Source organism: Neorhizobium tomejilense (assembly GCF_964254135.1).
Classification (GTDB): Bacteria; Pseudomonadota; Alphaproteobacteria; order Rhizobiales; family Rhizobiaceae; genus Neorhizobium; species Neorhizobium tomejilense.
Map to the genome: position 1 here is coordinate 1,824,377 of NZ_CAXUSO020000002.1, position 20,367 is coordinate 1,844,743.

The 20,367-nt window shown below is 62.9% G+C and carries 20 protein-coding genes and 1 riboswitch; of the genes, 16 read left to right on the forward strand and 4 right to left on the reverse strand.

What is annotated here, in order from left to right:
• Window positions 1-55: 55 nt before the first annotated feature.
• Both ACSQ3G_RS31405 and ACSQ3G_RS31410 read left to right on the forward strand, forming a co-directional pair.
• On the forward strand, window positions 56-1,129 hold the full coding sequence (locus ACSQ3G_RS31405) for an ABC transporter ATP-binding protein (RefSeq protein WP_105401748.1): 1,074 nt from the start codon (window positions 56-58) through the stop codon (window positions 1,127-1,129).
• Window positions 1,130-1,366: 237 nt separating this feature from the next.
• On the forward strand, window positions 1,367-1,690 hold the full coding sequence (locus tag ACSQ3G_RS31410; protein WP_436113124.1) for a hypothetical protein: 324 nt from the start codon (window positions 1,367-1,369) through the stop codon (window positions 1,688-1,690).
• 133 nt (window positions 1,691-1,823) lie between these two features.
• On the opposite strand, the gene ACSQ3G_RS31415 is transcribed toward ACSQ3G_RS31410, so the two are convergent.
• Window positions 1,824-2,117 carry a DUF982 domain-containing protein gene (locus ACSQ3G_RS31415; RefSeq protein WP_436113125.1) on the reverse strand — a complete coding sequence of 98 codons (294 nt, stop codon included), beginning with the start codon at window positions 2,115-2,117 and terminating at the stop codon, window positions 1,824-1,826.
• A 268-nt stretch (window positions 2,118-2,385) separates the two neighbouring features.
• On the opposite strand from ACSQ3G_RS31415, the gene ACSQ3G_RS31420 reads away from it, so the two are divergent.
• From ACSQ3G_RS31420 to ACSQ3G_RS31440, 5 genes are read left to right on the forward strand one after another with little or no spacing between them, the layout of a single operon-like run.
• Window positions 2,386-3,216 carry a metallophosphoesterase family protein gene (locus ACSQ3G_RS31420; protein ID WP_436113126.1) on the forward strand — a complete coding sequence of 277 codons (831 nt, stop codon included), beginning with the start codon at window positions 2,386-2,388 and terminating at the stop codon, window positions 3,214-3,216.
• Window positions 3,213-4,382 (forward strand): ABC transporter ATP-binding protein, encoded by a 1,170-nt coding sequence (locus tag ACSQ3G_RS31425; RefSeq protein ID WP_436113127.1) that lies wholly within the window; start codon window positions 3,213-3,215, stop codon window positions 4,380-4,382. The genes ACSQ3G_RS31420 and ACSQ3G_RS31425 overlap by 4 nt, the downstream gene beginning before the upstream one ends.
• On the forward strand, window positions 4,375-5,307 hold the full coding sequence (locus ACSQ3G_RS31430) for a carbohydrate ABC transporter permease (RefSeq protein WP_436113128.1): 933 nt from the start codon (window positions 4,375-4,377) through the stop codon (window positions 5,305-5,307). The genes ACSQ3G_RS31425 and ACSQ3G_RS31430 overlap by 8 nt, the downstream gene beginning before the upstream one ends.
• Complete coding sequence (locus tag ACSQ3G_RS31435) at window positions 5,304-6,140, forward strand: carbohydrate ABC transporter permease (protein WP_436113129.1); 837 nt, start codon at window positions 5,304-5,306, stop codon at window positions 6,138-6,140. Before ACSQ3G_RS31430 ends, ACSQ3G_RS31435 begins: the two co-directional genes overlap by 4 nt.
• A 25-nt stretch (window positions 6,141-6,165) precedes the next feature.
• Window positions 6,166-7,431 carry an ABC transporter substrate-binding protein gene (locus tag ACSQ3G_RS31440; RefSeq protein WP_436113130.1) on the forward strand — a complete coding sequence of 422 codons (1,266 nt, stop codon included), beginning with the start codon at window positions 6,166-6,168 and terminating at the stop codon, window positions 7,429-7,431.
• A gap of 75 nt (window positions 7,432-7,506) precedes the next feature.
• On the opposite strand, the gene ACSQ3G_RS31445 is transcribed toward ACSQ3G_RS31440, so the two are convergent.
• Entirely contained in the window at window positions 7,507-8,490 is a 984-nt protein-coding gene (locus tag ACSQ3G_RS31445; protein ID WP_436113131.1) for a substrate-binding domain-containing protein, read from the reverse strand.
• Window positions 8,491-8,820: 330 nt separating this feature from the next.
• Between ACSQ3G_RS31445 and aztD the strand changes: the two genes are divergently transcribed.
• The 5 genes from aztD (at window position 8,821) to ACSQ3G_RS31470 (ending at window position 14,388) form a co-directional block, all read left to right on the forward strand.
• Window positions 8,821-10,059: a zinc metallochaperone AztD gene (gene aztD / locus ACSQ3G_RS31450; RefSeq protein WP_436113132.1), complete on the forward strand. Its 1,239-nt coding sequence runs from the start codon at window positions 8,821-8,823 to the stop codon at window positions 10,057-10,059.
• Window positions 10,060-10,107: 48 nt separating this feature from the next.
• Window positions 10,108-10,301, forward strand: a riboswitch (cobalamin riboswitch).
• A 97-nt stretch (window positions 10,302-10,398) separates the two neighbouring features.
• Window positions 10,399-11,208, forward strand: a complete 810-nt coding sequence (locus tag ACSQ3G_RS31455; RefSeq protein WP_436113133.1) for a (2Fe-2S) ferredoxin domain-containing protein — start codon at window positions 10,399-10,401, stop codon at window positions 11,206-11,208.
• Window positions 11,205-12,701, forward strand: coding sequence for an ABC transporter substrate-binding protein (locus ACSQ3G_RS31460; protein WP_436113134.1), 1,497 nt, complete (start codon window positions 11,205-11,207; stop codon window positions 12,699-12,701). The genes ACSQ3G_RS31455 and ACSQ3G_RS31460 overlap by 4 nt, the downstream gene beginning before the upstream one ends.
• Before the next feature lie 8 nt (window positions 12,702-12,709).
• Window positions 12,710-13,624, forward strand: a complete 915-nt coding sequence (locus tag ACSQ3G_RS31465) for an ABC transporter permease (protein WP_436113248.1) — start codon at window positions 12,710-12,712, stop codon at window positions 13,622-13,624.
• Window positions 13,624-14,388 (forward strand): ABC transporter permease, encoded by a 765-nt coding sequence (locus tag ACSQ3G_RS31470; RefSeq protein ID WP_436113135.1) that lies wholly within the window; start codon window positions 13,624-13,626, stop codon window positions 14,386-14,388. Before ACSQ3G_RS31465 ends, ACSQ3G_RS31470 begins: the two co-directional genes overlap by 1 nt.
• 76 nt (window positions 14,389-14,464) lie before the next feature.
• On the opposite strand, the gene ACSQ3G_RS31475 is transcribed toward ACSQ3G_RS31470, so the two are convergent.
• Window positions 14,465-15,019 (reverse strand): DUF3299 domain-containing protein, encoded by a 555-nt coding sequence (locus tag ACSQ3G_RS31475; RefSeq protein WP_436113136.1) that lies wholly within the window; start codon window positions 15,017-15,019, stop codon window positions 14,465-14,467.
• Between the two features lie 112 nt (window positions 15,020-15,131).
• Window positions 15,132-16,178, reverse strand: a complete 1,047-nt coding sequence (locus tag ACSQ3G_RS31480) for a GNAT family N-acetyltransferase (RefSeq protein WP_436113137.1) — start codon at window positions 16,176-16,178, stop codon at window positions 15,132-15,134.
• 106 nt (window positions 16,179-16,284) lie between these two features.
• Here ACSQ3G_RS31480 and argE point away from each other — a divergent pair, with 106 nt between their 5' ends.
• The 4 genes from argE (at window position 16,285) to ACSQ3G_RS31500 (ending at window position 20,365) form a co-directional block, all read left to right on the forward strand.
• Entirely contained in the window at window positions 16,285-17,418 is a 1,134-nt protein-coding gene (gene argE / locus ACSQ3G_RS31485; protein WP_436113138.1) for an acetylornithine deacetylase, read from the forward strand.
• A gap of 19 nt (window positions 17,419-17,437) precedes the next feature.
• Window positions 17,438-18,361 carry a 2-hydroxyacid dehydrogenase gene (locus ACSQ3G_RS31490; protein WP_436113249.1) on the forward strand — a complete coding sequence of 308 codons (924 nt, stop codon included), beginning with the start codon at window positions 17,438-17,440 and terminating at the stop codon, window positions 18,359-18,361.
• A 24-nt stretch (window positions 18,362-18,385) separates the two neighbouring features.
• Entirely contained in the window at window positions 18,386-18,742 is a 357-nt protein-coding gene (locus ACSQ3G_RS31495) for a cupin domain-containing protein (RefSeq protein ID WP_436113139.1), read from the forward strand.
• Window positions 18,743-18,901: 159 nt separating this feature from the next.
• Window positions 18,902-20,365, forward strand: coding sequence for an aldehyde dehydrogenase family protein (locus ACSQ3G_RS31500; protein ID WP_436113140.1), 1,464 nt, complete (start codon window positions 18,902-18,904; stop codon window positions 20,363-20,365).
• Window positions 20,366-20,367 lie beyond the last annotated feature (2 nt).

Consider the following 20,367-nt stretch of genomic DNA (forward strand, 5'->3'; position numbering starts at 1 on the left):
ATCGATATTGATATCGATAAGTGGCGTCAAGCTTGAAAATGTTTGGGAGGACCTCGTGGCTGGCATAGCGTTGAAGAAGATCCGGAAGTCGTATGGCGCCCTGCAGGTCATCCACGACATCAATATCGAGATCCAAAGCGGCGAATTCCTGGTTCTCGTCGGCCCTTCCGGATGCGGGAAATCGACGCTGCTGCGCATGATCGCCGGGCTGGAGGAGATCTCGGGCGGCGAACTGGATATCGAAGGCCGCACGGTCAACCTGCTTCCACCGGCCGAGCGCAACATCGCCATGGTCTTTCAGGACTATGCTCTTTACCCGCATATGAGCGTGCGGGAAAACATGTCGTTCGGCCTCAAAATGCGCGGCGGCGACGACCGTGAAATCGAAAGCCGCGTCGGTCAGGCTGCCGATGTCCTGAAGATCAGGGATTATCTTGATCGCCGGCCGGCACAATTGTCGGGCGGCCAGCGCCAGCGGGTCGCCATGGGCCGTGCGATTGTCCGCGAGCCGGCGGCTTTCCTGTTCGACGAACCGCTTTCCAATCTCGACGCTGCGCTGCGCGTCGAGATGCGCCTGGAAATCGCAAAACTGCACAACCGCATGAAGGCGACCACGGTCTATGTCACGCACGATCAGGTGGAGGCCATGACGCTGGCCGACCGCATCGTGGTGATGAACGGCGGCGTGGTGGAGCAGATCGGCAAGCCGCTCGATCTCTATCACAACCCGTCGAGCCTGTTCGTCGCCCGCTTCATCGGCAGCCCGACCATGAACACCCTGCCAGCGGAGATCGCCTCCGATGGAGAAAGCCTGAAACTTCTGGGAAAGACGGCGGCCGGCAGCATTCCAGGCGCAAGGACGCTTGCCGGCGAGGAAGTCACGCTCGGAATTCGGCCCGAAGAGCTGACCCCCTGTTCCCCCGAACAGGCCTGGTTCAGCGGCGAACTGATGGTGGCCGAACGGCTCGGCAGCCAGACCTACGGCTATGTCGAAGTCGGCCATTCGAAAATGCTGACCGTCGAGTTCCCCCGAGACCGCGACATCGCCGTCGGCGAAATGATACATGTGAAGGGCAATCCCGAGAGGGCGCACCTGTTCGACGCCGAGACCGGCAAAAGGCTGAACTAAGCCCGGAGCCGTTGGTGATCGTGTGGCGATGCCATCGAAGACGACCATCGTAGAGGTACAGGCCGGGAGGACTGAAGTCGTGGCGGCGGTTTCGAGCGCTTTGGGTAAAATGCAGTGCCTTGCAGGCAAACTTGTTGGCGGGTGAATTTGTCCCAGATTGAACGACTGTACTATCCGGTACGAGTGGCCCTGTGGCGGATTTCCGCCCTCCGCGGGCAGAGCGCTCCAGCGTGGCCCATGACGGTGGAGGTCTCGCATCATATCGATGCGTCCGAACCTGACAGCGACGGGTTCTACGACTACCACTACGAATACGATGTCTACGCGTTTTCAGACGGAGTTTTGACGCTCCTGGTGCGGGCATACAGTGACGAACCGGAAAAGGCCGCCCTGATGGGGTGGTACAGGGGCAAAGCAAGGAATTGGCTGAAAAAACAGGATTTGCGTCATCCGCTTGTCCTCAAGGCAGCCGCCTATCTCCGAGCGTCCGGTAAATCCAGGCTCGATTGGCTGGACCGAAAAAGCCGTGGCTACGTGCCGTTGAATAATCCGGACGCATAGGTTCTCGTCTCCAGCACCAGCGCTTGCCCACGGCTCCGATAGCGGAGGCGGCGTATGGTGCGCCTGACACGACCGGGCAACTTCGTTCGTCTAAAGCCCCGTAACCCGAACCGGCCGCGGGGCTTTATCTGTCTCATGAGCCGAGATTGCGGTCGGTCGTGGTTCTTGCGAACAGAGGCACCTCCTCGATGTTCGCCAACACGCGCTCCTTCAGCAGGAACCGGCGCACGTTCTCTCGGATTGCTGGCAAGGGGAAGATGCCCTGAGCGGCCATCCGACAAGCCTTCGACAACACCTCGTATGTGTCGCCTCTTTTGTCGATCGGCCACTCGTCGAGAAAGTCGAAGACGTCTTCCAGGCTGGCAAGCTCTTGAACATAGCGAGATGTTTTCACAAACAGCGGTTTGTCAAACAACGTATTAGCCATCGCGACCTCCTTTCCTTTTCGCCGTGGACCGCAGATTGATTTAGGAAATGAGGCCGTGGGTTCAAGACAGCGACGTTGTTCGCCCGAGAGCATTTTGAATGCGCGATGAAGCGATCCGCCAGGCGGAAACCGGCCTGTTTTACAGTCCTATGACAGAAATGAAAGAACGCTGGAAAACTCTGTAACCGGCCTGACACGATAGCGCTCTAAGGAACCGTAAACGCCTTCCCCCACCTGTGGAGGGCACTTGCGAGACCGGAGAGCTGCCGTGAAGATCATCCAGATTACCGACACCCATTTCAGCCCGGAGAAGTCGCATTTCAACGGCAACTGGGCGCCGCTGCTGACCTGGATCGAGGATACCCGCGCCGATCTCATCATCCATACCGGGGATCTGACCGTCGATGGCGCCGACAAGCCGGGCGATATCACCTTCTGCATGGACCTGATGCGGCAGACTTCGATCCCAATGCTGATCCTGCCGGGCAATCACGATGTCGGCCACCTGCCGGGGTCCGAGCAGCCGGTCAATGCCGAGCGCCTCAACCGCTGGCGGGACCTCGTCGGAGAGGACCGTTGGTTCGAAGACACCAACGGCTGGCGTTTCGTCGGCCTAAATTCGCTCCTGCTCGGTCATGAGGACGACGAGGAGGAAGCCCAGTTCGAATGGCTCCGCGAAACCCTCGAAGAGCGTCGCGGCCGCCGCATCGCGCTGTTTGCCCACAAGCCGCTGTTCGTCGACGAGCCGCATGAGGGCGACACGGGCTACTGGAGCGTCCGCCCGGCGCAACGCAAGCGTCTCTACGAACTGATCGCCGCCCATGACGTGGCGCTTTTCGCGAGCGGTCACCTGCACTGGGCCTGGCAGGGCCGTTTCGAGAACACCGCCCTCACCTGGGCTCCGTCGGCCGCCTTCATCCTCGACAAGCTGGTGCGCGAAATGCCGGGCGAGCGGCTGGTCGGCGCGGTCGTGCATGAATTCGGCGACGACGTTGAAAGCGATATCGTCGCCGTGCCCGGAATGACCGCCTATGTCCTCGACGACGTCATCGAGGAAGTCTATCCGACCAGTGCCAAGCAAACGGAGAGCGCCGAATGACCGCTCTTTCGCTTCGCGGTATCGAAAAATCCTTCTCCGGCAATCCGATCCTCAAGGGCGTCAGCTTTGACGCCGGTCCCGGCGAGTTCATCGCCCTCGTCGGCCCCTCCGGCTGCGGCAAGAGCACGCTGCTACGCATCCTTGCCGGCCTCGAAAGCGCTGACGCCGGCGAGATCATGCTCGGCGACCGCGACCTGTCGCCGGTGCCGGCGGCCGACCGCAACGTCGCCATGGTGTTCCAGTCCTACGCGCTTTATCCGCACCTGACGGCGGCGCAGAACATCGCCGTGCCGATGGTCATGCGCAAGCTGACACGGGCGCAGCGCCTGCCGCTGGTCGGCCCGCTGATGCCCGGCCAGCGGCAGGCGGTGGCGGCGATCAAGCGCGACGTGCGCGAGATGGCGGTGTCGCTGAAGATCGACCACCTGCTCGATCGCAAGCCCGGCCAGATGTCCGGCGGCCAACGCCAGCGCGTCGCGCTCGGCCGCGCCATGGTGCGGCGCCCCTCCGTCTTCCTGATGGACGAACCGCTTTCCAACCTGGATGCCAACCTGCGCGTCCATGCCCGTGGCGAGATCGTCGAACTGCACCGCCGCGCCGGCGTGCCGACACTCTATGTCACCCATGACCAGGCGGAAGCGCTGTCCATGGCCGATCGCGTTGCAGTGATGATCGGCGGTTCGCTGCTGCAGCTCGCCTCGCCGCAGGTGATCTATGACGATCCGGCGCATGTCGAAGTTGCTCGTTTCATCGGCCAGCCGCGCATCAACCTTTTTCCGTCGCAGGTCGGGGCCGATGGCACGATAGCGTTCGGCGATATCCGGGTCGGATTACATCGTGAGACGGTTGCTGCGGGCGCATCTGTAACGATCGGCATTCGGCCGGAATTCATCCGCGTCTCCCGTAGCGGCCAGCAGGGCCTGCCGGCACGCATCGACCGCATCGAGTTCCTGGGCTCCGAGATTATCCTCTATTGCCGCCTGGATGCGATCGGCGAACCCGTGGTCGCCAAGCTTTCACCCGCCGAAGGTGCCGGTCTTGCCGCCGGCATGCCGGTGCGTCTCGACTTCTCCGCCGACCGTCTCTTCGTCTTTGCCGAGGAGGGCCATCGCCTGCCCTCGACACCGGTCGATGCTGCTGTCCGGTTGGAGACGGCCCATGGCTGACGCGGTCTCTGCTGCACTCCCCCTCATCAGAAAACCTGCCCGTTCGGCTGCGGAGCGGCAGGAGGCGCGCGCTGCGCTCGTGCTGTCGCTGCCGGCTATGGTTCTCCTGTTCGTCTTCATCCTGCTGCCGGTCGCGGTGGTGATCCTGTTCGGATTTACCGACTACGAGCTCGGTTATGCGGGTTTCCGGTTCGTCGGCTTCGACAATTACACAGAGCTCTTTACCGACCGCACCTTCCGCCGCTCGCTGTGGAACACGACGGTCTATGCCGCGATCGTCGCGCCGATCTCGATCTTCACGGCGCTCGGCCTGGCGATGCTGATCGAAAGCGAGAATATCGGCCGTTCCTTCTTTCGAACCGCCTATTTCCTGCCGGTCGCCTCGCTGCTCGTCGCGATGGCGACGGTCTGGCAATATCTCTTCCACCCGACGATCGGCCCGATCAACGCGCTTCTGGCGCTTGGCGGCCTGCCGCGTCCCAACTGGCTGGGCGCCTCGACATCCGTCCTCTACAGCCTGTCGATCATCGGCATCTGGCAATCGGTCGGCTTCAATCTCGTCCTGTTCCTGGCCGGCCTCACCGCAATCCCCCGCGAGCTCTATCACGCCGCGCATGTCGATGGCGCCCGCTCCGCCTTCGACCGGTTCCGGCTGGTCACCTGGCCGATGCTCGGACCGACGACGCTGTTCGTCACGACGATCAGCATCATCAATGCGGTCAAGGTCTTCGAGACGGTCAAGACGCTGACCGAGGGCGGGCCGAACAAGGCTTCCGAAGTGCTGCTTTTCACCATCTACCAGGAAGGGTTCGTCTACCTGAAGGTCGGCTACGCCTCGGCGATGACGGTCGTCTTCCTGGCCATCCTGGTAGTGCTGATGTTCCTGCAATACCGCGTCCAGGACAAGCAGGTGCATTACTCATGAGTGCTTCAGCCTTCACCCTCGGGCGCGCCGTCCGCCTGTCGATCCTGATCTTCGGGGCGGCGATATTTCTCGCCCCTTACGTCTTCATGATTTCCACCGCCGGCAAGGCACAGAGCGACATCTTCTCCTCGTCGCTGTCGCTCATCCCGCAGCACTGGTCCTACGTCCAGAACTTCGCCAAGGCGCTGACGCGCGTCTCGATGACGCGGCTGCTTTTCAACGGCGTCGCCGTCTGCGCGCTGATCTTCGTTTTCCAGGTGATGATCGCCATTCCCTGCGCCTACGCCATGGCGAAGCTGAAGTTCCGCGCGGCAAGGCTGATGGTGGTGCTGGTCATGCTCGGCCTGCTGGTGCCGATCCACGCGACCGCCCTGCCGCTCTATGTCGCCTTCGACCGCATGGCCGTGCTCAACAGCTATTTCGCGCTGGTCGCCCCCTTCACCATCTCCGTTTTCGGCATCTTCCTGTTTCTGCAGTTCTTCCGCGCGATACCGGACGACCTGATACATGCCGCCCGGCTCGACGGCATGTCGGAACTCGGCATTATCGGCCGCGTGATCGTGCCGAATGCCTGGCCGGCGATCACCGCGTTCGCGATCTTCTCGGTCGTCGCCCACTGGAACGACCTCTACTGGCCGTTGATCGTGGTTTCCAACCAGACCTATGCGACGCCGCCGCTTGGCCTCCTCTATTTCCGCGCCGCCGAGGCCGGCGACGACTACGGCGCCCTGATGGCCGCCACGCTGATCATCACCACTCCCCTCGTTGCGGCTTTTCTTCTGGCACAGAAGCGCTTCGTCGAGGGCATCACCATGACCGGTCTCAAAGGCTGACCGGCATCAACCAGGAGACTATGCGATGAAGCATCTCACCAACATCCTCGCCGCCGCGGCGATTGCCATGACGGTGTCGCTTCCGGCCCATGCCGAAACGACATTGACCGTGCATTATCCGATGCCGGGTTTCTTCAAGGACGTGATGGACACGATCTCGAAGAAGTTCATGGAAGAAAATCCGGACATCAAGATCCAGTTCGCCAATCCGTCGGCGACCTATGAAGAGGGCATCCAGCTGATCATGCGCCAGGCCGGCACGGCGGAAATGCCGGACCTGACCTTTATCGGCCTCAACCGCCTGCGCATGGTTCAGGAGCGCGACCTGCCCGTCGATCTCGCTCCATTCATCGCCAAGGAAGGCGACATGGGCAAGCTCGGCTTCTCCGACAACATCCTGAAGCTCGCCCAGGTCAAGGGCAAGCAGGTCGGCCTCGCCTTCGCAACGTCGAACCCGATCATGTACTACAATGCCGACCTGGTGAAGGCTGCCGGCGGCAATCCGGACGTTCCGCCGAAGACCTGGGACGAAGTCATCGCGCTCGGCGCCAAGATCAAGGCGCTCGGCAACGGCGTCGAAGGCATCGACTTCCGCTGGCAGGGCGACGACTGGATGTTCTCCGCACTGCTGTTCGGCGCCGGCGGCCAGATGCTGGGCGCCGACGAAAAGTCCGTCGCTTTCGCCGGACCGGAAGGCCTGAAGGCTGTCGAGACGCTCGACCGCATGGTCAAGCAGGGCGGCCTGCCGGTCTTCACGGCCCAGGCCGGTGAACAGGCCTTCTTCGCCGGCAAGGTCGGCATCGAGTTCAAGACGACCGGCGCCCTGCGCAACACGATCAAGAGCGTCGGCGACAAGTTCGACCTGCGCACCGCGCAGATCCCGCTGATCGATCCGGTCAAGGGCAAGCTGCCGACCGGCGGCAATGCCGTCGTCATCCTCGCCCGCAATGCCGAAAAACAGCAGGCCGCCTGGAAGTTCGCCAAGTTCGCCGCCGGTCCGTATGGCGCCTCCGTCGTCGTTCCGGGCACCGGCTACGTTCCCAACAACGAGCTTGCCGCCAAGTCGCCGGACTACCTCGGCAATTTCTACAAGGAAAACCCGCTCTTCGTCGCCGGCCTCAGCCAGATGGACCGCATGGTTCCCTGGTACGCCTTCCCGGGCACCAACGGCGTCAAGGTCACCCAGGCGATCGTCGAGAACCTGTCGCGCATCGTCGAACAGCAGGCCACCCCGAAGCAAGCGCTGGAGGATGCCGCTTCCGAAGTGAAGGGCTTGTTGCCGCGCAGCTAAGCGCCACTCCGGCCCAACCGCACCACGAGCCGCCGTTTCCGATCGGAAGCGGCAGTTTTCCTTTTGCATGAAGCGTTAGTGGATTGCCCGCACCGTGCCGCCCCGGCGCAGCATATAGGCGACGTCGAGATGCCGGGCGGGCGCCGCATTCTCGGCGATGTCCAGCAGCAGCGAGGCCGCAGCCGCCCCCATGCTCGCATCCGGCATCTCCACCGTTGTCAGCGGCGGGTCCACCAGCCGCCCAATGGCGATCCCGTCGAAACCGGCGACGGAGATATCGCGGGGTACGGAAAGTCCTTCGCGCCGCAGCGCGCTGATGACGCCGAGTGCAAGAAGATCGTTGGAGGCGATGATCGCCGTCGGCGATACGGTCGCGAGCGCCGCGCTGAGATCGAGCTGGTCGTAGCCGTCGAGGAAGGAAATCTCGACCGCTTCCAAGGGTTCAACGCCATTCTTGATCATCGCATCGCGATAACCCTCATGCCGGCGACGCGCGCGGTCGGAAGCCGCGAAATTTCCGGAGACGAACAGGATGCGTCGATGGCCGAGACCGATCAGCATCTGCGTCAGCTCCCGGCCGGCACCGCGATTGTCCACGGTCACGGCGGCGGGAAACAGCGAGGTCGGCATGTTGTTGAGAAGCACGGTTGGCGGCAGCGAGGACGTGAGGGCAACGCTTGTGGCGGGATCGCAGACGGTCAGGATCAGCCCGGTCGGCCGGTCGTTGAGAAGCGAGGCGACTGCGTCCGCCTCGCGTGCAGGGTCGTAGTTCGACTGGGCGATCAGCACCCCATGGCCGGCAACCAGCATGCGGTTCTGGATGCTGGAAAGCGACGAGGCGAAGACGGGATTGGTGATGCTGGGGATCAGCACGCCGACGATCGGCCGTTGCCCGGGCCTGCCGGCCGCTGAATTGATCGGCCGGTAACCGAGCTCTGCCGCCGCGCGGCGGACCCTGCGGGCCATGCGATCGCTGACATTGCCGTTGCGATTGAGCGCCCGGCTCGCCGTCGCCAGCGAACATCCGGCTCGTGTCGCCACCTGCTGCAATGTCGTCATCGGAGAAGGTCCTCTTCCGTTCGGCAGGTCCCACGGCCCGCCAACGGCAGATTTCCTCCCGATATGTAAGAGTTTTATGTCAGCAACGACGGATTTTTCTCAAACGGCAAGGCCGACTGCCGCCAGGCAGTCCTTGAGCGTGAAACAGGCAAATGTCGTCATCACAGGGATTGACAACGGTCGCTTATGTAATGTTATTACAATCATCAATTGGATGTAACGATATAACATAATTTAGTTCGCGATCGAAACAACCGTAAATCGGTAGGCCGGTCATGTGTTGGATAGCCACTCGGCGCGGAAAAGTTCAAACAATAAGGAAGGAACCTCATGAATTTGTCCCTCACTCCAAATCGTCTGCTAGCTGCTGTCGCATCAGGTCTTATCTTCGCGGCGTCCGGAGCGTTTGCCGATGAAGATCATGAGACGAAGGAGGCATGGCGCCTGTTTGTCGGCGATCACACGAACCCCGTCGTGCGTGCCATCAACTTCGAGAACGGCAAGGAACTCGGCCGCTATGACGTCAAGGGTCCCGCGGCCCTGACCGCTAGTGCCTCCGGCCAGACCGTATTCGCTACCCAGTCAGATCATGACATCGTGCACGTCATCAGGACTGGCATCGATTTCTCCGATCACGGGGAGCATCGGGATCTGGAGGTTTCCGAGGTCGGGTTGCTGCCCGTGACTTTCGAAGGCAAGCGTCCTTTCCACGTCGTCCCGCATGACGACCATGCGGTCCTCTTTTACGATCGAGGCGGCAAGGCGGATATCATCGACGAAACAGCTCTTCTCGAAGGCAGGGCCGACGTGAAGACAGTCGACACGACGAAGCCGCATCACGGCGTAGCGGTAACGATGGGTCGTTTCGTGCTCGTGTCGGTCCCGAACACTGAAATCCAAACCAAGCCCGACGAACTGCCGCCGAGGGTCGGCCTTCGCGTCGTCGATGAAGCGGGCAAGCAGCTCGGTGACGTCGCGAAATGCACCGATCTTCACGGCGAGGCCACCTCGGCCCGGCTGGTTGCCTTCGGTTGCAAGGAAGGCGTTCTCGTTGCCGGCCCGGGGGGCATTGATGGCCCGAAGCTGGAAATGCTCGCTTACCCGGCGGACCTGCCAAAGGGCAGCACCGGGACCTTGCTTGGTGGCAAGGCGATGCAGTTCTTCCTCGGCAACTACGGCGAAGACAAAATCGTCCTGATCGATCCGGACGCCGAGGAGCATTTCCGGCTGATCGCCCTGCCCACCCGCCGCGTCGACTTCCTGCTGGACCCGGCAACGCCGCGCAATGCCTACATCCTGACGGAGGACGGCGATCTTCATGTGCTGGACGTGATCAAGGGCGAGATCGCTCGCAAGGTCAAGGTCACCGAGCCCTACAGCAAGGACGGCCATTGGCGTGATCCGCGGCCGCGCCTTGCCGTTGCGGACGGTCATATCGTCATTGCCGATCCGCGGCACTCGCTGGTTCGCGTTGTCGATGCGGAAAGCCTGAAGGAGGTCCGGACGATTCCCGTCGAAGGAAAACCCTTTACGATCGTTGCCGTCGGTGGCTCCGGCGCATCGCATTGATGCGATGATTCTGCATGAAGCGGCGCTGTTGACAGTCGGCAGAGGGAGTGTAAGTTCGCGGCGTCAAGGTTCTTCCGTCCCGCGATGGAAGCTAAGAGGGAATCCGGTAAAAACCGGAGCTGTCCCGCAACTGTGAGCGGTGAGCCGTTCGTCCAACATGTCACTGGCAACAATGCCGGGAAGACGGACGATGAAGGCTTTGACCCGCAAGCCAGGAGACCTGCCTGACGATAGAAGTTCCGTGGTCGGGGTGTGCCACAGGAATGACGGTTCCGTCGGGCCATCGTGCCTGCCGCAACCTTCATTTTTGCTGCCTCCTCCTTGAGTGAGACGAAGGCAGTGAAAACACAGGGATTATCTTCCCAGAACGTATCCGGGCGCGCCGTCCTCCTGATCGCCAAATCCGCCTTTGCGGCGTCGCCGCATCTGGAAATGCAGCGGCTCGCGGAGCTTGCGGCCGGCATGACCGGGGCCGGAATCGTCCGGTTCGCCTTTACCGAGCAGGGAACCCCCTCGCTGCGCCAAGCGCTGTCCAATCTGCTCGACGAGGATGTCGAAACCGTCATCATCGTGCCGCTCGTCCTGCCCATGGAGCCGAGCTTTCATATCTGGCTGACGAAATCGCTGACACGCTGGAAGGCCGCCGACAGCCGCCCCTGGCCGGCCTTGTCCATCGCCAGGGATATCGCCTCCAGCACGCTGATGGCGCAGCTTCTCGGCGAGCTGCTGGAGACGGCCGAGGAGCTGGATGTCCCGAAAACCGAAAACCCACCCGTCATCGAAGGTTCACTCGTGCCAGCCCAGAAACGCCGCGCACTCGTCTGCCAGGGCGGCCCCTGCAACGCGGCCGGAGCCGATGTGATCTGGGGACATCTGCGCAACCAGCAGGAGCGGCAGAAATTGCGCGCTGCCGGCGACGGCACGATGACCGCAAAATCCACCTGTCTCGGTCCCTGCAGTCTGGCGCCCGTGCTGCAGGTGTTTCCGGAAGGCACCTATTACGGCGGCGTCACCGAAGATGCGATCGACCGGATCGTCGGCGAGCACCTGCTTGGCGGCCGGATCGTCGAGAACTTCGCCTATCACCCAACGGGCCGCAAGCAGCGGCTTCGCACCCCATCCGAACAGAACAACAGGAGAGAGAATTGACGTCACAGACGCTATCGCGCTTGGCCGCCGCCTGGTTCACCGCCGCCACCTTTGCCGCCGCAGGCACTGTCTTCGCAGGCGAGCCGCTTCGCGTCGGAGCCACCTACATCACCAGCGGCACGGACCCGGCCAAGGGGTCGAACGGCTGGGCGCTGGTCAGCCATGGCGTCGGCGAGAACCTCTTCACCGTCGATCGGGACGGCAAGCTCGTGCCGGAGCTGGCCGCGAAGGCCGAGCGCGTCGCAGACCTGACCTGGACCGTGACCCTGAAACCCGGCCGCCTGTTCTCCGATGGCACGCCCGTCACCGCCAGGGCACTGGCAGCCGGTTTCGATACCACGTTCGCCAATAACAAGGCGGCGCTCGCGACCGGCGGCAAGCTGAGCTTCGAGGCGGTCGACGACCTGACGCTGAAGGTGACGACCGAAAAGCCGGTGCCGTTCATTCAGGCACTCTTCGCCGAATGGCCGCTGATTGCCTACAAACCCACCGAGGCCGGCAATGCCGTCTTCAGCGGTCCTTACCGGATCTCCGCCTTCAAGACGGATGCCTCGATCACGCTGGAGCCCAACGTGCATTTCGCTGGCGCCGACCAGCGTTCGCCGGTCAATTTCCGCAAGTTCGGTGATGCCCAGACCCTGACGCTGGCGCTCGAAGCAGGCGAACTCGACATGGCTTTCGGCTTGCCGTCGGAGGTCGTTACCCGGCTCAAGACCAACCCGGACCTGACGATCAAGTCGTTCCCGGTCGGGTACCAGTATCTCGCTTTCTTCAATACCGCCCGGCCGCTGATGGCTGACGTGAAGGTGCGCCGGGCGATCGATCTGGCCTTCGACCGCAAGGAGCTTGCAGCCGCGATCAACGGCGGCGAACCGGCGACCGGTGCCTACGCCGCCTATTTCCCCTTTGCCGGCCGGGAGGCACGCCCCACCGATCTTGCCAGGGCTGGCGCGCTGCTCGACGAAGCCGGCTGGGCAAGAGGCAGCGGCGGCATGCGCGAAAGGGGCGGCACGCCGCTGCGCCTGCTGGTCATCACCTATCCGCAGCGCCCGGATCTCGTCACCATGCTGCCGGTGGTCAAGGCGGAACTCGCCAAGATCGGCATCGGGGTCGATACGCAGGTGGTGGAGAACATCCAGCAGGTAGCTTCGGCCGGCGACTTTGACATCGCGCTCTGGGCGCAGCACACGGCCCCGAGCGGCGACGCCGCCTTTTTCCTGAACTCGATGCTGAGAAGCGGCGCTTCGCTGAACTATGCGAAATATGCCTCGCCGGATTTCGACGCGATCCTCGACCGGTTTGCGACCGAGGGTGATCCGGCAAAGCGGGTGGCGATCGCGCTGGATGCCCAGCAGAAACTCTTCGCCGATGCGCCCGTCTCCTTCCTGGTATCGCCCGTCTGGTATGTCGGCCTGTCGAAGCGGCTGAAGAACTACGAGCCGTGGGGATCCGACTACCACGTCCTGCGCGCCGATATCGGCGAGGCGGAGTAGGCCACGTGATGCGACTGGCCCGGTTCGGCATACAATCGATAACGGGGTTGCTGGCGGTTTCGCTCGCCTCTTTCTCGGTCATCACCTTGATGCCGGCCGATCCGGTCGCGATCGCCATTCGTGTCTGGAACCTGCCGGCGACGGAGGAAACCGTCGCCGCGTTGAGGGCGCAGTGGGGGCTCGATCAGCCGCTGCCGGTCAGGTATCTGCATTGGCTGGCGGATTTCCTCAGCGGCGACTGGGGCCGCTCCTTCCGGACCGGAGAGCCGGTGCTTGCCGAGTTTGCCGAGCGGTTGCCGGTTTCGCTGTCGCTCGGTCTCGCCGGCCTGGCGCTGGCGATCGTGCTGGCGGTTCCGCTCGGGTTTTTCGCGGCGGCCTATCCCGGGGGCACTGCCGATCGGATGAGCCGGGCTCTGTCGATCTTCGTCCAGGCGGTGCCGGCCTTCTGGCTTGGCCTTGTTCTTCTCTGGGTGCTCGGCGTGCAGCTGCGCTGGCTCAGACCCTTCGCCAATGATTGGACCACGATCGTCCTGCCGGTCCTGCTGATCGCGCTGCATTCGGTTGCCGTTCTCTCCCGCGTCTATCGGCGCGACCTGAAGGAGACCGCCGGCCAGCCGCATTTCCGCACGGCGCTTGCCAAGGGCCTGTCGGAAAAGCAGGCTCTCTGGCGGCATAGCCACCGCAGCGCGCTCTATGCCCTCCTGTCGGCAGTCCGTTCCGAAGCCGGCTGGGTGATCGGCAGCACCGCGACCATGGAAATCCTCTTCGGCCTTGCCGGCATCAGCCAGTTCCTGGTGCAGAGCATCGCGGCGCGCGACCAGATGGTGCTGCAGGCCTATGTCATGGTCATCGCCATCTGGATGCTTGTGATGAATGCCGGCGCCAATCTCGCCATGCGCCTTCTCGATCCGCGTCTCGCCTGATGCCCCGGCTGATCATGCTCGCGGCGCTCGCCGGTTTTCTCTGCGTCGGCGGTTTTTGGCAGCCACATGACCCCGATGCGGTGGACATGCTTGCCCGTCATTCCGGCATGACCGCCAGCCACCTGCTCGGTACCGATCATCTCGGTCGCGACCTTCTGTCGCGCATCATGGCCGGCGGATGGCGGACGGCCTGCGTCGTCCTCTCGGTCGGTGCCATCGGTTTTTTCTCTGGCACCCTGCTGGGCACCGCCGCCGCCGTCCTTGGCGGCTGGCGCGAAACGGTGATCCTGCGCTTCTGCGAGTTCTTCGTCATGGTGCCGACGCTCATCGTCGCACTGACGGCAGCGGCGGTTTTTGGCCTTTCGCCGCTCAGCGCCGGACTGGCGCTGGGTCTGGCCGGCATCGGTCCGCATGCGCTGCTTGCGCATTCGCTGAGCCGGCGGGTGCTTGGCCAGCCGTTCATCCTGGCGGCGAGGAGCCTGGGCGTTGCACCCTTGCGGATGATCGCCCGGCATCTACTGCCCAACACCCTGCCCCTGATGTTCGCCTATGTCGGCAACCAGGCGGGACTTGCGGCAGTCGCCTATGCCTCGCTCGCCTTCATCGGTCTCGGCGCCGATCCGTCGAAACCGGATTGGGGATCGATGCTGTTTGAATACCGCATGTTCATTTTCGACCACCCAATGCTGATGATCTGGCCAGGCGCCGCGATCGCCCTGGTCACCGTCTTGCTTAACGGTTTTTTCGATGACGGCCGAGCGTGACGCTCGTCGAAGGCCCGGCTTTCACATCCATTCGGGAGAATGGAGGACCCTGCCGCCGTTGGCTGTGGCGGTTCGCTTATCGTGCAAGAACCCCGAGTGGCGAGATGGTCTTCAGGTCCGGGTCCACCAAGCCGGTCGCCTTTGCCACCTGGGCCTGGCTCATGCTGTAGCCGTAGTCGAGGACGCGGACCCCGTCCATGATGAAGAGCTGGGCCTTGTCCAAACCGGGCCGCAGATTTCCTGTCACGGTGACGACTTCATAGACACGCGAAAGATGGAAAGGCTCGGCAGCGACCACATGCACCAGCTGGTTTGGCGGCGGCGCAGCACTGTGGCTGCAGGCTCCCGCCCAGGGGACCAGCATGAACTCGTAGACGTTCTCGCCGTCCTGATCGACCGGCAGGATGAACCCGGTCAGCTCCACCGCACGGGCTTCGTCACGCCAGGCAAGCGTTTCCCCTTGAGGCCGGCTGGACGCCATGCCCGGCAGGGCAGCATCCAACCTCGATTGCTCCGCAGGCCGCAGGGCGCTCCAAAGAACCGGCTGAGCACCTGCAAAGACGCCGGATGCCGGACAAACCGTCCCGATCATCATGGTCGTGAATTTCAGGAGGAAAAGCGCGCGCCTCATCTGCATCTCCGTTCACAGGGCGTTCCCCAGCCGACAGGCCGCCGCCGCTGTCCCGGATGTTAGCTCTATTTCTCGATTGAGGTCAAAGCCAGGATGCGCGACAGACGAAGGCTCATCCCAGGGAATGCGAAGCCAGGGCATAAACCTTCGCATTGCCATTTTGTCCGGCGCCGTAGCTGGCTGCCTCCTCGGTCACCATCGTCGTCAGGGTGGCGTAGATGCTGAGCCCGCACTGCTGGATGAGCGTGGCAAACGGGCCGCTATCGAAATGTGTATCTACACGCAGGAACCCGTCGGCATGGGCGGCAATATGCGGGTGGGTCACCGTGATGGCGTCCTCGTCGTTGCCGGCGACCACCGGCCCGATCACATGTCCCCGCCCAAAGCGCCGGCGCATCGAAAAGGCGCGCAACCGCTCGCCCTGGTAAAGACCGTAGCAGATCGAACTCTCGAACAATCGCAGGAGATGCAGGCGTCGATCAGCGCCGAAGGCAGGAGCGTCGAGGGCGATGACCGTGTCCAGATCGCCGCGATCCAGCCGCCTCAAAAAAAGCCCCTTCTCCGGAGGAGGAAGCGCCATCGGCGTGGTCGCTGTACCCTGATACTGATAAACCGTCTGCTTCGGCTTGAACCCCAGCGAAGCATAAAGCCGCTGGGCTTCCTGCGTCGAGTTGAGACGAATGCGGTTGCGGCCACAGTCCGTCATGATCCGTTTCATCAGCCACCTGGCAGCGCCGTTGGTCTGCAGCCTCGGGGAGGTAATCAGCATCCCGAACGTGGCGAAGCCGTCGCCATGAGGAAACCACATGCCCGAGGCTCCCACGCGGCCGATCTCGTCAAGCGCGACATATCCTTTCCCGATGTCGAGCAGATGCTGCCAGTCGGCTGCCCGGTGGGGCCAGCCCACCGAGATCGACAAAGCCTGCAGCTTGGAGATTTCGACACTCGAGATATCCGCAAAGCGCATCTCGAAATTATCGACATTCAAAGTTCCTGGTAATTCACTATCCATCATTATCCAGCCGAGACGTATATCTCCTTGGGCGAACCGCTCGGATATCCCCGCAGTCACGTTAGTCGAGATCCCGCGAAACATTTCACTGCTGAAGCGAAACCGAACACAAGATTTGACCGTATCGCGTCCACTTTCGGCAGCCATTGGTTTCTTCTGCCTCTAACCTTGCCTGCCAGGATTGGTTCGCATGCTTTGCAAAAGCAAGGTGTGGCGGCCACGAGGTCATGGCTTTGAGAGGCGGGAACAGTCGATGCGCGCTTTGGACATCCTGGAGAAGCTGGTCGGCTTTCCCTCGGTCGTCGGCACGCCCAACGGCAATATCGTCGAATGGATTGCGGACTATCTCAAATCCTTCGGGATCGTCGCGCATATCCTGCCGGGGCCTGAAGGTGACCGGGCCAATCTTTTTGCCACGATCGGTCCTGCCGGCCAGCCGGGCTACATCCTGTCCGGCCATATGGACGTGGTCCCGGCCACCGAGGCCGGCTGGGGCAGCGATCCCTTTTCGTTGAGGAACGAGAAAGGCCGGCTCTACGGACGCGGAACAAGCGATATGAAGGGTTTTTTGTCGGCCGCTCTGGCAGCCGTGCCCGCGCTTCTCGCAAGTCCGCTTTCCCGCCCGGTCCACCTTGCCTTTTCCTACGACGAGGAAGCCGGTTGCCGGGGCGTGCCGCATCTTCTTGCCCGGTTGCGGGACCTGTGTGCCCCGCCGCTGGGCGCTATCATCGGGGAGCCGAGCGGAATGCGCGCCATTCTGGCCCACAAGGGAAAGGCGGCAGCCCGGGTGACGCTCAAGGGCCGCTCGGGCCACTCCTCCCGGCCGGATCTCGGCCTCAACGCGATCCATGCCATGACGGACGTGCAGCAGGCAGCGGTTGCCGCCGCCGTCGATCTTTCCCGCGGACCGTTCGAGGCAGAATTCGAGCCACCCTATTCCTCTCTGTCGATCGGCACGATCCGTGGCGGTCAGGCGGTCAACATCATTCCCGAAATCTGCAGCCTTGAACTGGAAGCACGCGCCATCTCTTCGGTCGATCCCGAAGCACTGCTTGCCCCGGTGCGGGCGGTTGCCGAAGCCTTGGCCATGAAGGGCTTCGATGTCGACTGGCAGGTTCTCAGCACCTACCCGGCGCTGCTCCTGGCGCCAACCTCTCCCCTCGCCGGTCTTCTGCAAGATCTGACGGAGATCGAGCCGCTGGCGGCTGTCAGCTACGGGACGGAGGCAGGTCTCTACCAGCGCGCCGGCATCGATGCGATCATCTGCGGGCCTGGCGACATTGCCCGCGCCCATAAACCCAATGAATTCATTCTGGCGAGCGAACTCGACGACTGCCAGGCGATGATTGAGGCGCTTGGCCGGCATTGCCGTGCAGAACTCCAATGAGCAGGAACGTATCGCGACCATGACATTCCTCTTCAATTCCGATGCGGCCCGCGGCCGGATTTTCCAGGACGCCTTTGCTCGGGAAATCCCGGACCTGCCATTCTCCATGGATCCGGCGACGGTGGATCCCGAACGGGTGCGCTATCTCATGACCTGGACGGTGCCGGAAAATCTGGCGTGTTACCGCAATCTCGAAGTGCTGTTTTCGACCGGCGCCGGTATCGACCAGTTCCGCGCCGCCAGCGTGCCTGACAACGTGAAGATCGTGCGCATGGTCGAGGAAGGCATCGTGCGGATGATGCAGGAATATGTGGTCCTCGGCGTCCTGTCGCTCCACCGCAACCTGGCGGCCTATCTGGCGCAGCAGCAGGCGGAGGTCTGGAAGGTCCTGCCGCAGGCTCAGGCCGGAGAGCGCCGTATCGGCGTCCTGGGGCTTGGCAATCTCGGCCAGGCCGTGCTTGAGCGGCTGAAACCCTTCGGCTTTCCGTTGTCCGGCTGGAGTAGGTCCGCGCGAGAGATTGAAGGGGTCAGGTGTTTCTCCGGCGAGGATGGTCTGAAGACCATGGTTGCCGAGACCGATGTGCTGATCTGCCTCCTGCCGCTGACCGACGAGACCCGCGGTTTTCTCGACGCGGAGCTTTTCGCCAGGTTGCCGGCGGGCGCTGGACTGGTTCATGTCGGGCGTGGTCCCCAGCTCGACCAGGACGCGCTTCTCGCGGCACTCGACAGCGGGCACCTATCCGGCGCCGTGATCGACGTCACCGATCCGGAACCCCTGCCGCCCGGCCATCCCATCTGGCATCACCCACGCATCCTGCTGACCCCGCATATTGCCAGCATCACCCAGCCGCATACCGCCGCGCGCGCCGTCATCGACAATATCAAGCGGCTTCGCGCCGGGCTCGACCCGGTCGGCTTGATCGATCGGCAGCGCGGTTACTGAACCTTCAACCTCGAAAGGAATACCATGTCGTTTCTCAAAACCATCGAACCTCACCCGTCCTTTGCACCGCGCGAAAACGTTCCCGCACCGGACCGGCTGATCTCCGGCGATCCACAGTTCAAGACCTGGGCGCAGGACGACGCCCATGGCGAACTGGTACATACCGGCGTCTGGGAAGCGACGCCCGGCGTCACACATTCGATCAAGGGCAAGACCTTCGAATTCTGCCACATCCTGTCGGGCGTCGTCGAACTCACCCCCGAAGGCGGCCAGCCCGTTGTCTACAAGGCGGGCGACAGTTTCGTCATGAAGCCGGGTTTCGTCGGCACCTGGAAGACCATCGAGACCGTCCGCAAGGTCTACGTCACCGTCACTCCTTGATAGGTGCGGCCGCGGCGCGGCAACCGCTTCCGGGCCGCTCCGCAGAATACGCCGTGATTGACCGCCAAAACGGATTTTTCCGCTGCGGCCCTTCGCTCTACCGGATCAAGCGGTTCCACCGATCCGGTAATATGCCGTCCAGTGACCGGAGATAAGCCGATGAGCCTGAGTTTCGATCCCGACAGCCTGGCCCTGCCGATGGGACATTTCATCGGCGATCGCCTCGTGGCGGCCGAAGGCGTCATTGCAATGCACCGGCCGTCCGACGGCAAGGCTTATGCCGAGTGCCCCGTCGCCGATGCGGATCTTGTCGACCAGGCGGTGCAGACGGCGAAGGCGGCTCTGAAGCAAAGCAATTGGGGCGGCATCCGCCCGCGCGAGCGTGTGAAGGTGCTGCATCGCTGGGCCGATCTCATCGAACAGGACGCCGTGGCGCTTGCAAGGCTGGAAGCCGTCTCTTCCACCCGCCCGGTCGGCCACCTGGTCGAGGGTGACATCGCCGTGTCGGCCGAGCAGATCCGCTTCTTCGCCGAATTCGCCGACAAGGAAGGCAGCGACCTGGTGCCGACCGACGACGGCAATCTCGGCATGATCATGACGGAACCCTATGGCGTCGTCGGCGCCATCACGCCCTGGAACTTCCCGATCAACATGGCCGTATGGAAACTCGGTCCCGCGCTTGCCGCCGGCAATGCCGTCGTGCTGAAGCCGTCCGAGATGACGCCGTTTTCGACCATCCGGCTGGCGGAGCTTGCCGTGCTGGCCGGCATCCCGCCCGGATTGATCAACATCGTGCTCGGCGACGGCATGACCACCGGCAACGCCATCACCGGCCATCCCGATATCGCCAAGGTAAGCTTTACAGGTTCCACCCGCGCCGGCGCGGCGATCATGGGAAACATCGCCCGCACCGGCATCAAGCCGATGACGCTGGAACTAGGCGGCAAGAGCCCGCAGCTGGTCTTCGCGGATGCCGATATCGACCGGGCAGCGGCCGCGGTGACCGCCAGCATCACCAGCAATGCCGGCCAGGCATGTGTCGCCGGATCGCGCCTGATCGTCGAAAAGAGCGTCGCTGCGCCGCTGATCGAGGCGATCTTGAAGAAAATGCAGGGGATCGTGCCCGGCCCGACCTGGGATGCGGCGAGCCAGTATTCGCCGATCATCTCCGACAGGCAGCGCCGGCGCATCGACGACATCATCGCGGCCTCCGTTGCAGCCGGGGCGGAATGCCTGACGGGCGGGCGGCCCATGGACGGGGCGGGATATTTCTACTCTCCGACCCTGATCACCGGCGTCGACCAGACGTCGCCGGCGGTGATCGAGGAGATCTTCGGGCCTGTTCTGACGCTGCAGACGTTCGAGGATGAGGAAGAAGCCATGATGCTTGCCGATCATCCGAGCTACGGGCTTGCCGCCGGCCTGTTTACCAGCGACCTTTCGCGGGCGATCCGCCTTACCCGCCGGCTGCAGGCCGGCACCGTCTGGGTCAACCGCTACGGCCGCTCGCGCGACCACATCCTGCCGACCGGCGGCTACAAGCAGTCCGGCATCGGCAAGGATCTCGGCCGGGAAGCCTTCCACGCCAATCGCAAGAGCAAGAGCGTCTTGATCAGTCTTTGAGG

Excerpts from the sequence above, each read along its gene's own strand:
- ACSQ3G_RS31410 (WP_436113124.1), top strand. The coding sequence starts at position 1,367 with ATGACGGTGGAGGTCTCGCATCATATCGATGCGTCCGAACCTGACAGC.
- ACSQ3G_RS31415 (WP_436113125.1), bottom strand. The coding sequence starts at position 2,117 with ATGGCTAATACGTTGTTTGACAAACCGCTGTTTGTGAAAACATCTCGC.
- ACSQ3G_RS31425 (WP_436113127.1), top strand. The coding sequence starts at position 3,213 with ATGACCGCTCTTTCGCTTCGCGGTATCGAAAAATCCTTCTCCGGCAAT.
- ACSQ3G_RS31430 (WP_436113128.1), top strand. The coding sequence starts at position 4,375 with ATGGCTGACGCGGTCTCTGCTGCACTCCCCCTCATCAGAAAACCTGCC.
- ACSQ3G_RS31435 (WP_436113129.1), top strand. The coding sequence starts at position 5,304 with ATGAGTGCTTCAGCCTTCACCCTCGGGCGCGCCGTCCGCCTGTCGATC.
- ACSQ3G_RS31440 (WP_436113130.1), top strand. The coding sequence starts at position 6,166 with ATGAAGCATCTCACCAACATCCTCGCCGCCGCGGCGATTGCCATGACG.
- ACSQ3G_RS31445 (WP_436113131.1), bottom strand. The coding sequence starts at position 8,490 with ATGACGACATTGCAGCAGGTGGCGACACGAGCCGGATGTTCGCTGGCG.
- aztD (WP_436113132.1), top strand. The coding sequence starts at position 8,821 with ATGAATTTGTCCCTCACTCCAAATCGTCTGCTAGCTGCTGTCGCATCA.
- ACSQ3G_RS31465 (WP_436113248.1), top strand. The coding sequence starts at position 12,710 with ATGCGACTGGCCCGGTTCGGCATACAATCGATAACGGGGTTGCTGGCG.
- ACSQ3G_RS31470 (WP_436113135.1), top strand. The coding sequence starts at position 13,624 with ATGCCCCGGCTGATCATGCTCGCGGCGCTCGCCGGTTTTCTCTGCGTC.
- ACSQ3G_RS31475 (WP_436113136.1), bottom strand. The coding sequence starts at position 15,019 with ATGAGGCGCGCGCTTTTCCTCCTGAAATTCACGACCATGATGATCGGG.
- ACSQ3G_RS31480 (WP_436113137.1), bottom strand. The coding sequence starts at position 16,178 with ATGGCTGCCGAAAGTGGACGCGATACGGTCAAATCTTGTGTTCGGTTT.
- argE (WP_436113138.1), top strand. The coding sequence starts at position 16,285 with ATGCGCGCTTTGGACATCCTGGAGAAGCTGGTCGGCTTTCCCTCGGTC.
- ACSQ3G_RS31490 (WP_436113249.1), top strand. The coding sequence starts at position 17,438 with ATGACATTCCTCTTCAATTCCGATGCGGCCCGCGGCCGGATTTTCCAG.
- ACSQ3G_RS31495 (WP_436113139.1), top strand. The coding sequence starts at position 18,386 with ATGTCGTTTCTCAAAACCATCGAACCTCACCCGTCCTTTGCACCGCGC.
- ACSQ3G_RS31500 (WP_436113140.1), top strand. The coding sequence starts at position 18,902 with ATGAGCCTGAGTTTCGATCCCGACAGCCTGGCCCTGCCGATGGGACAT.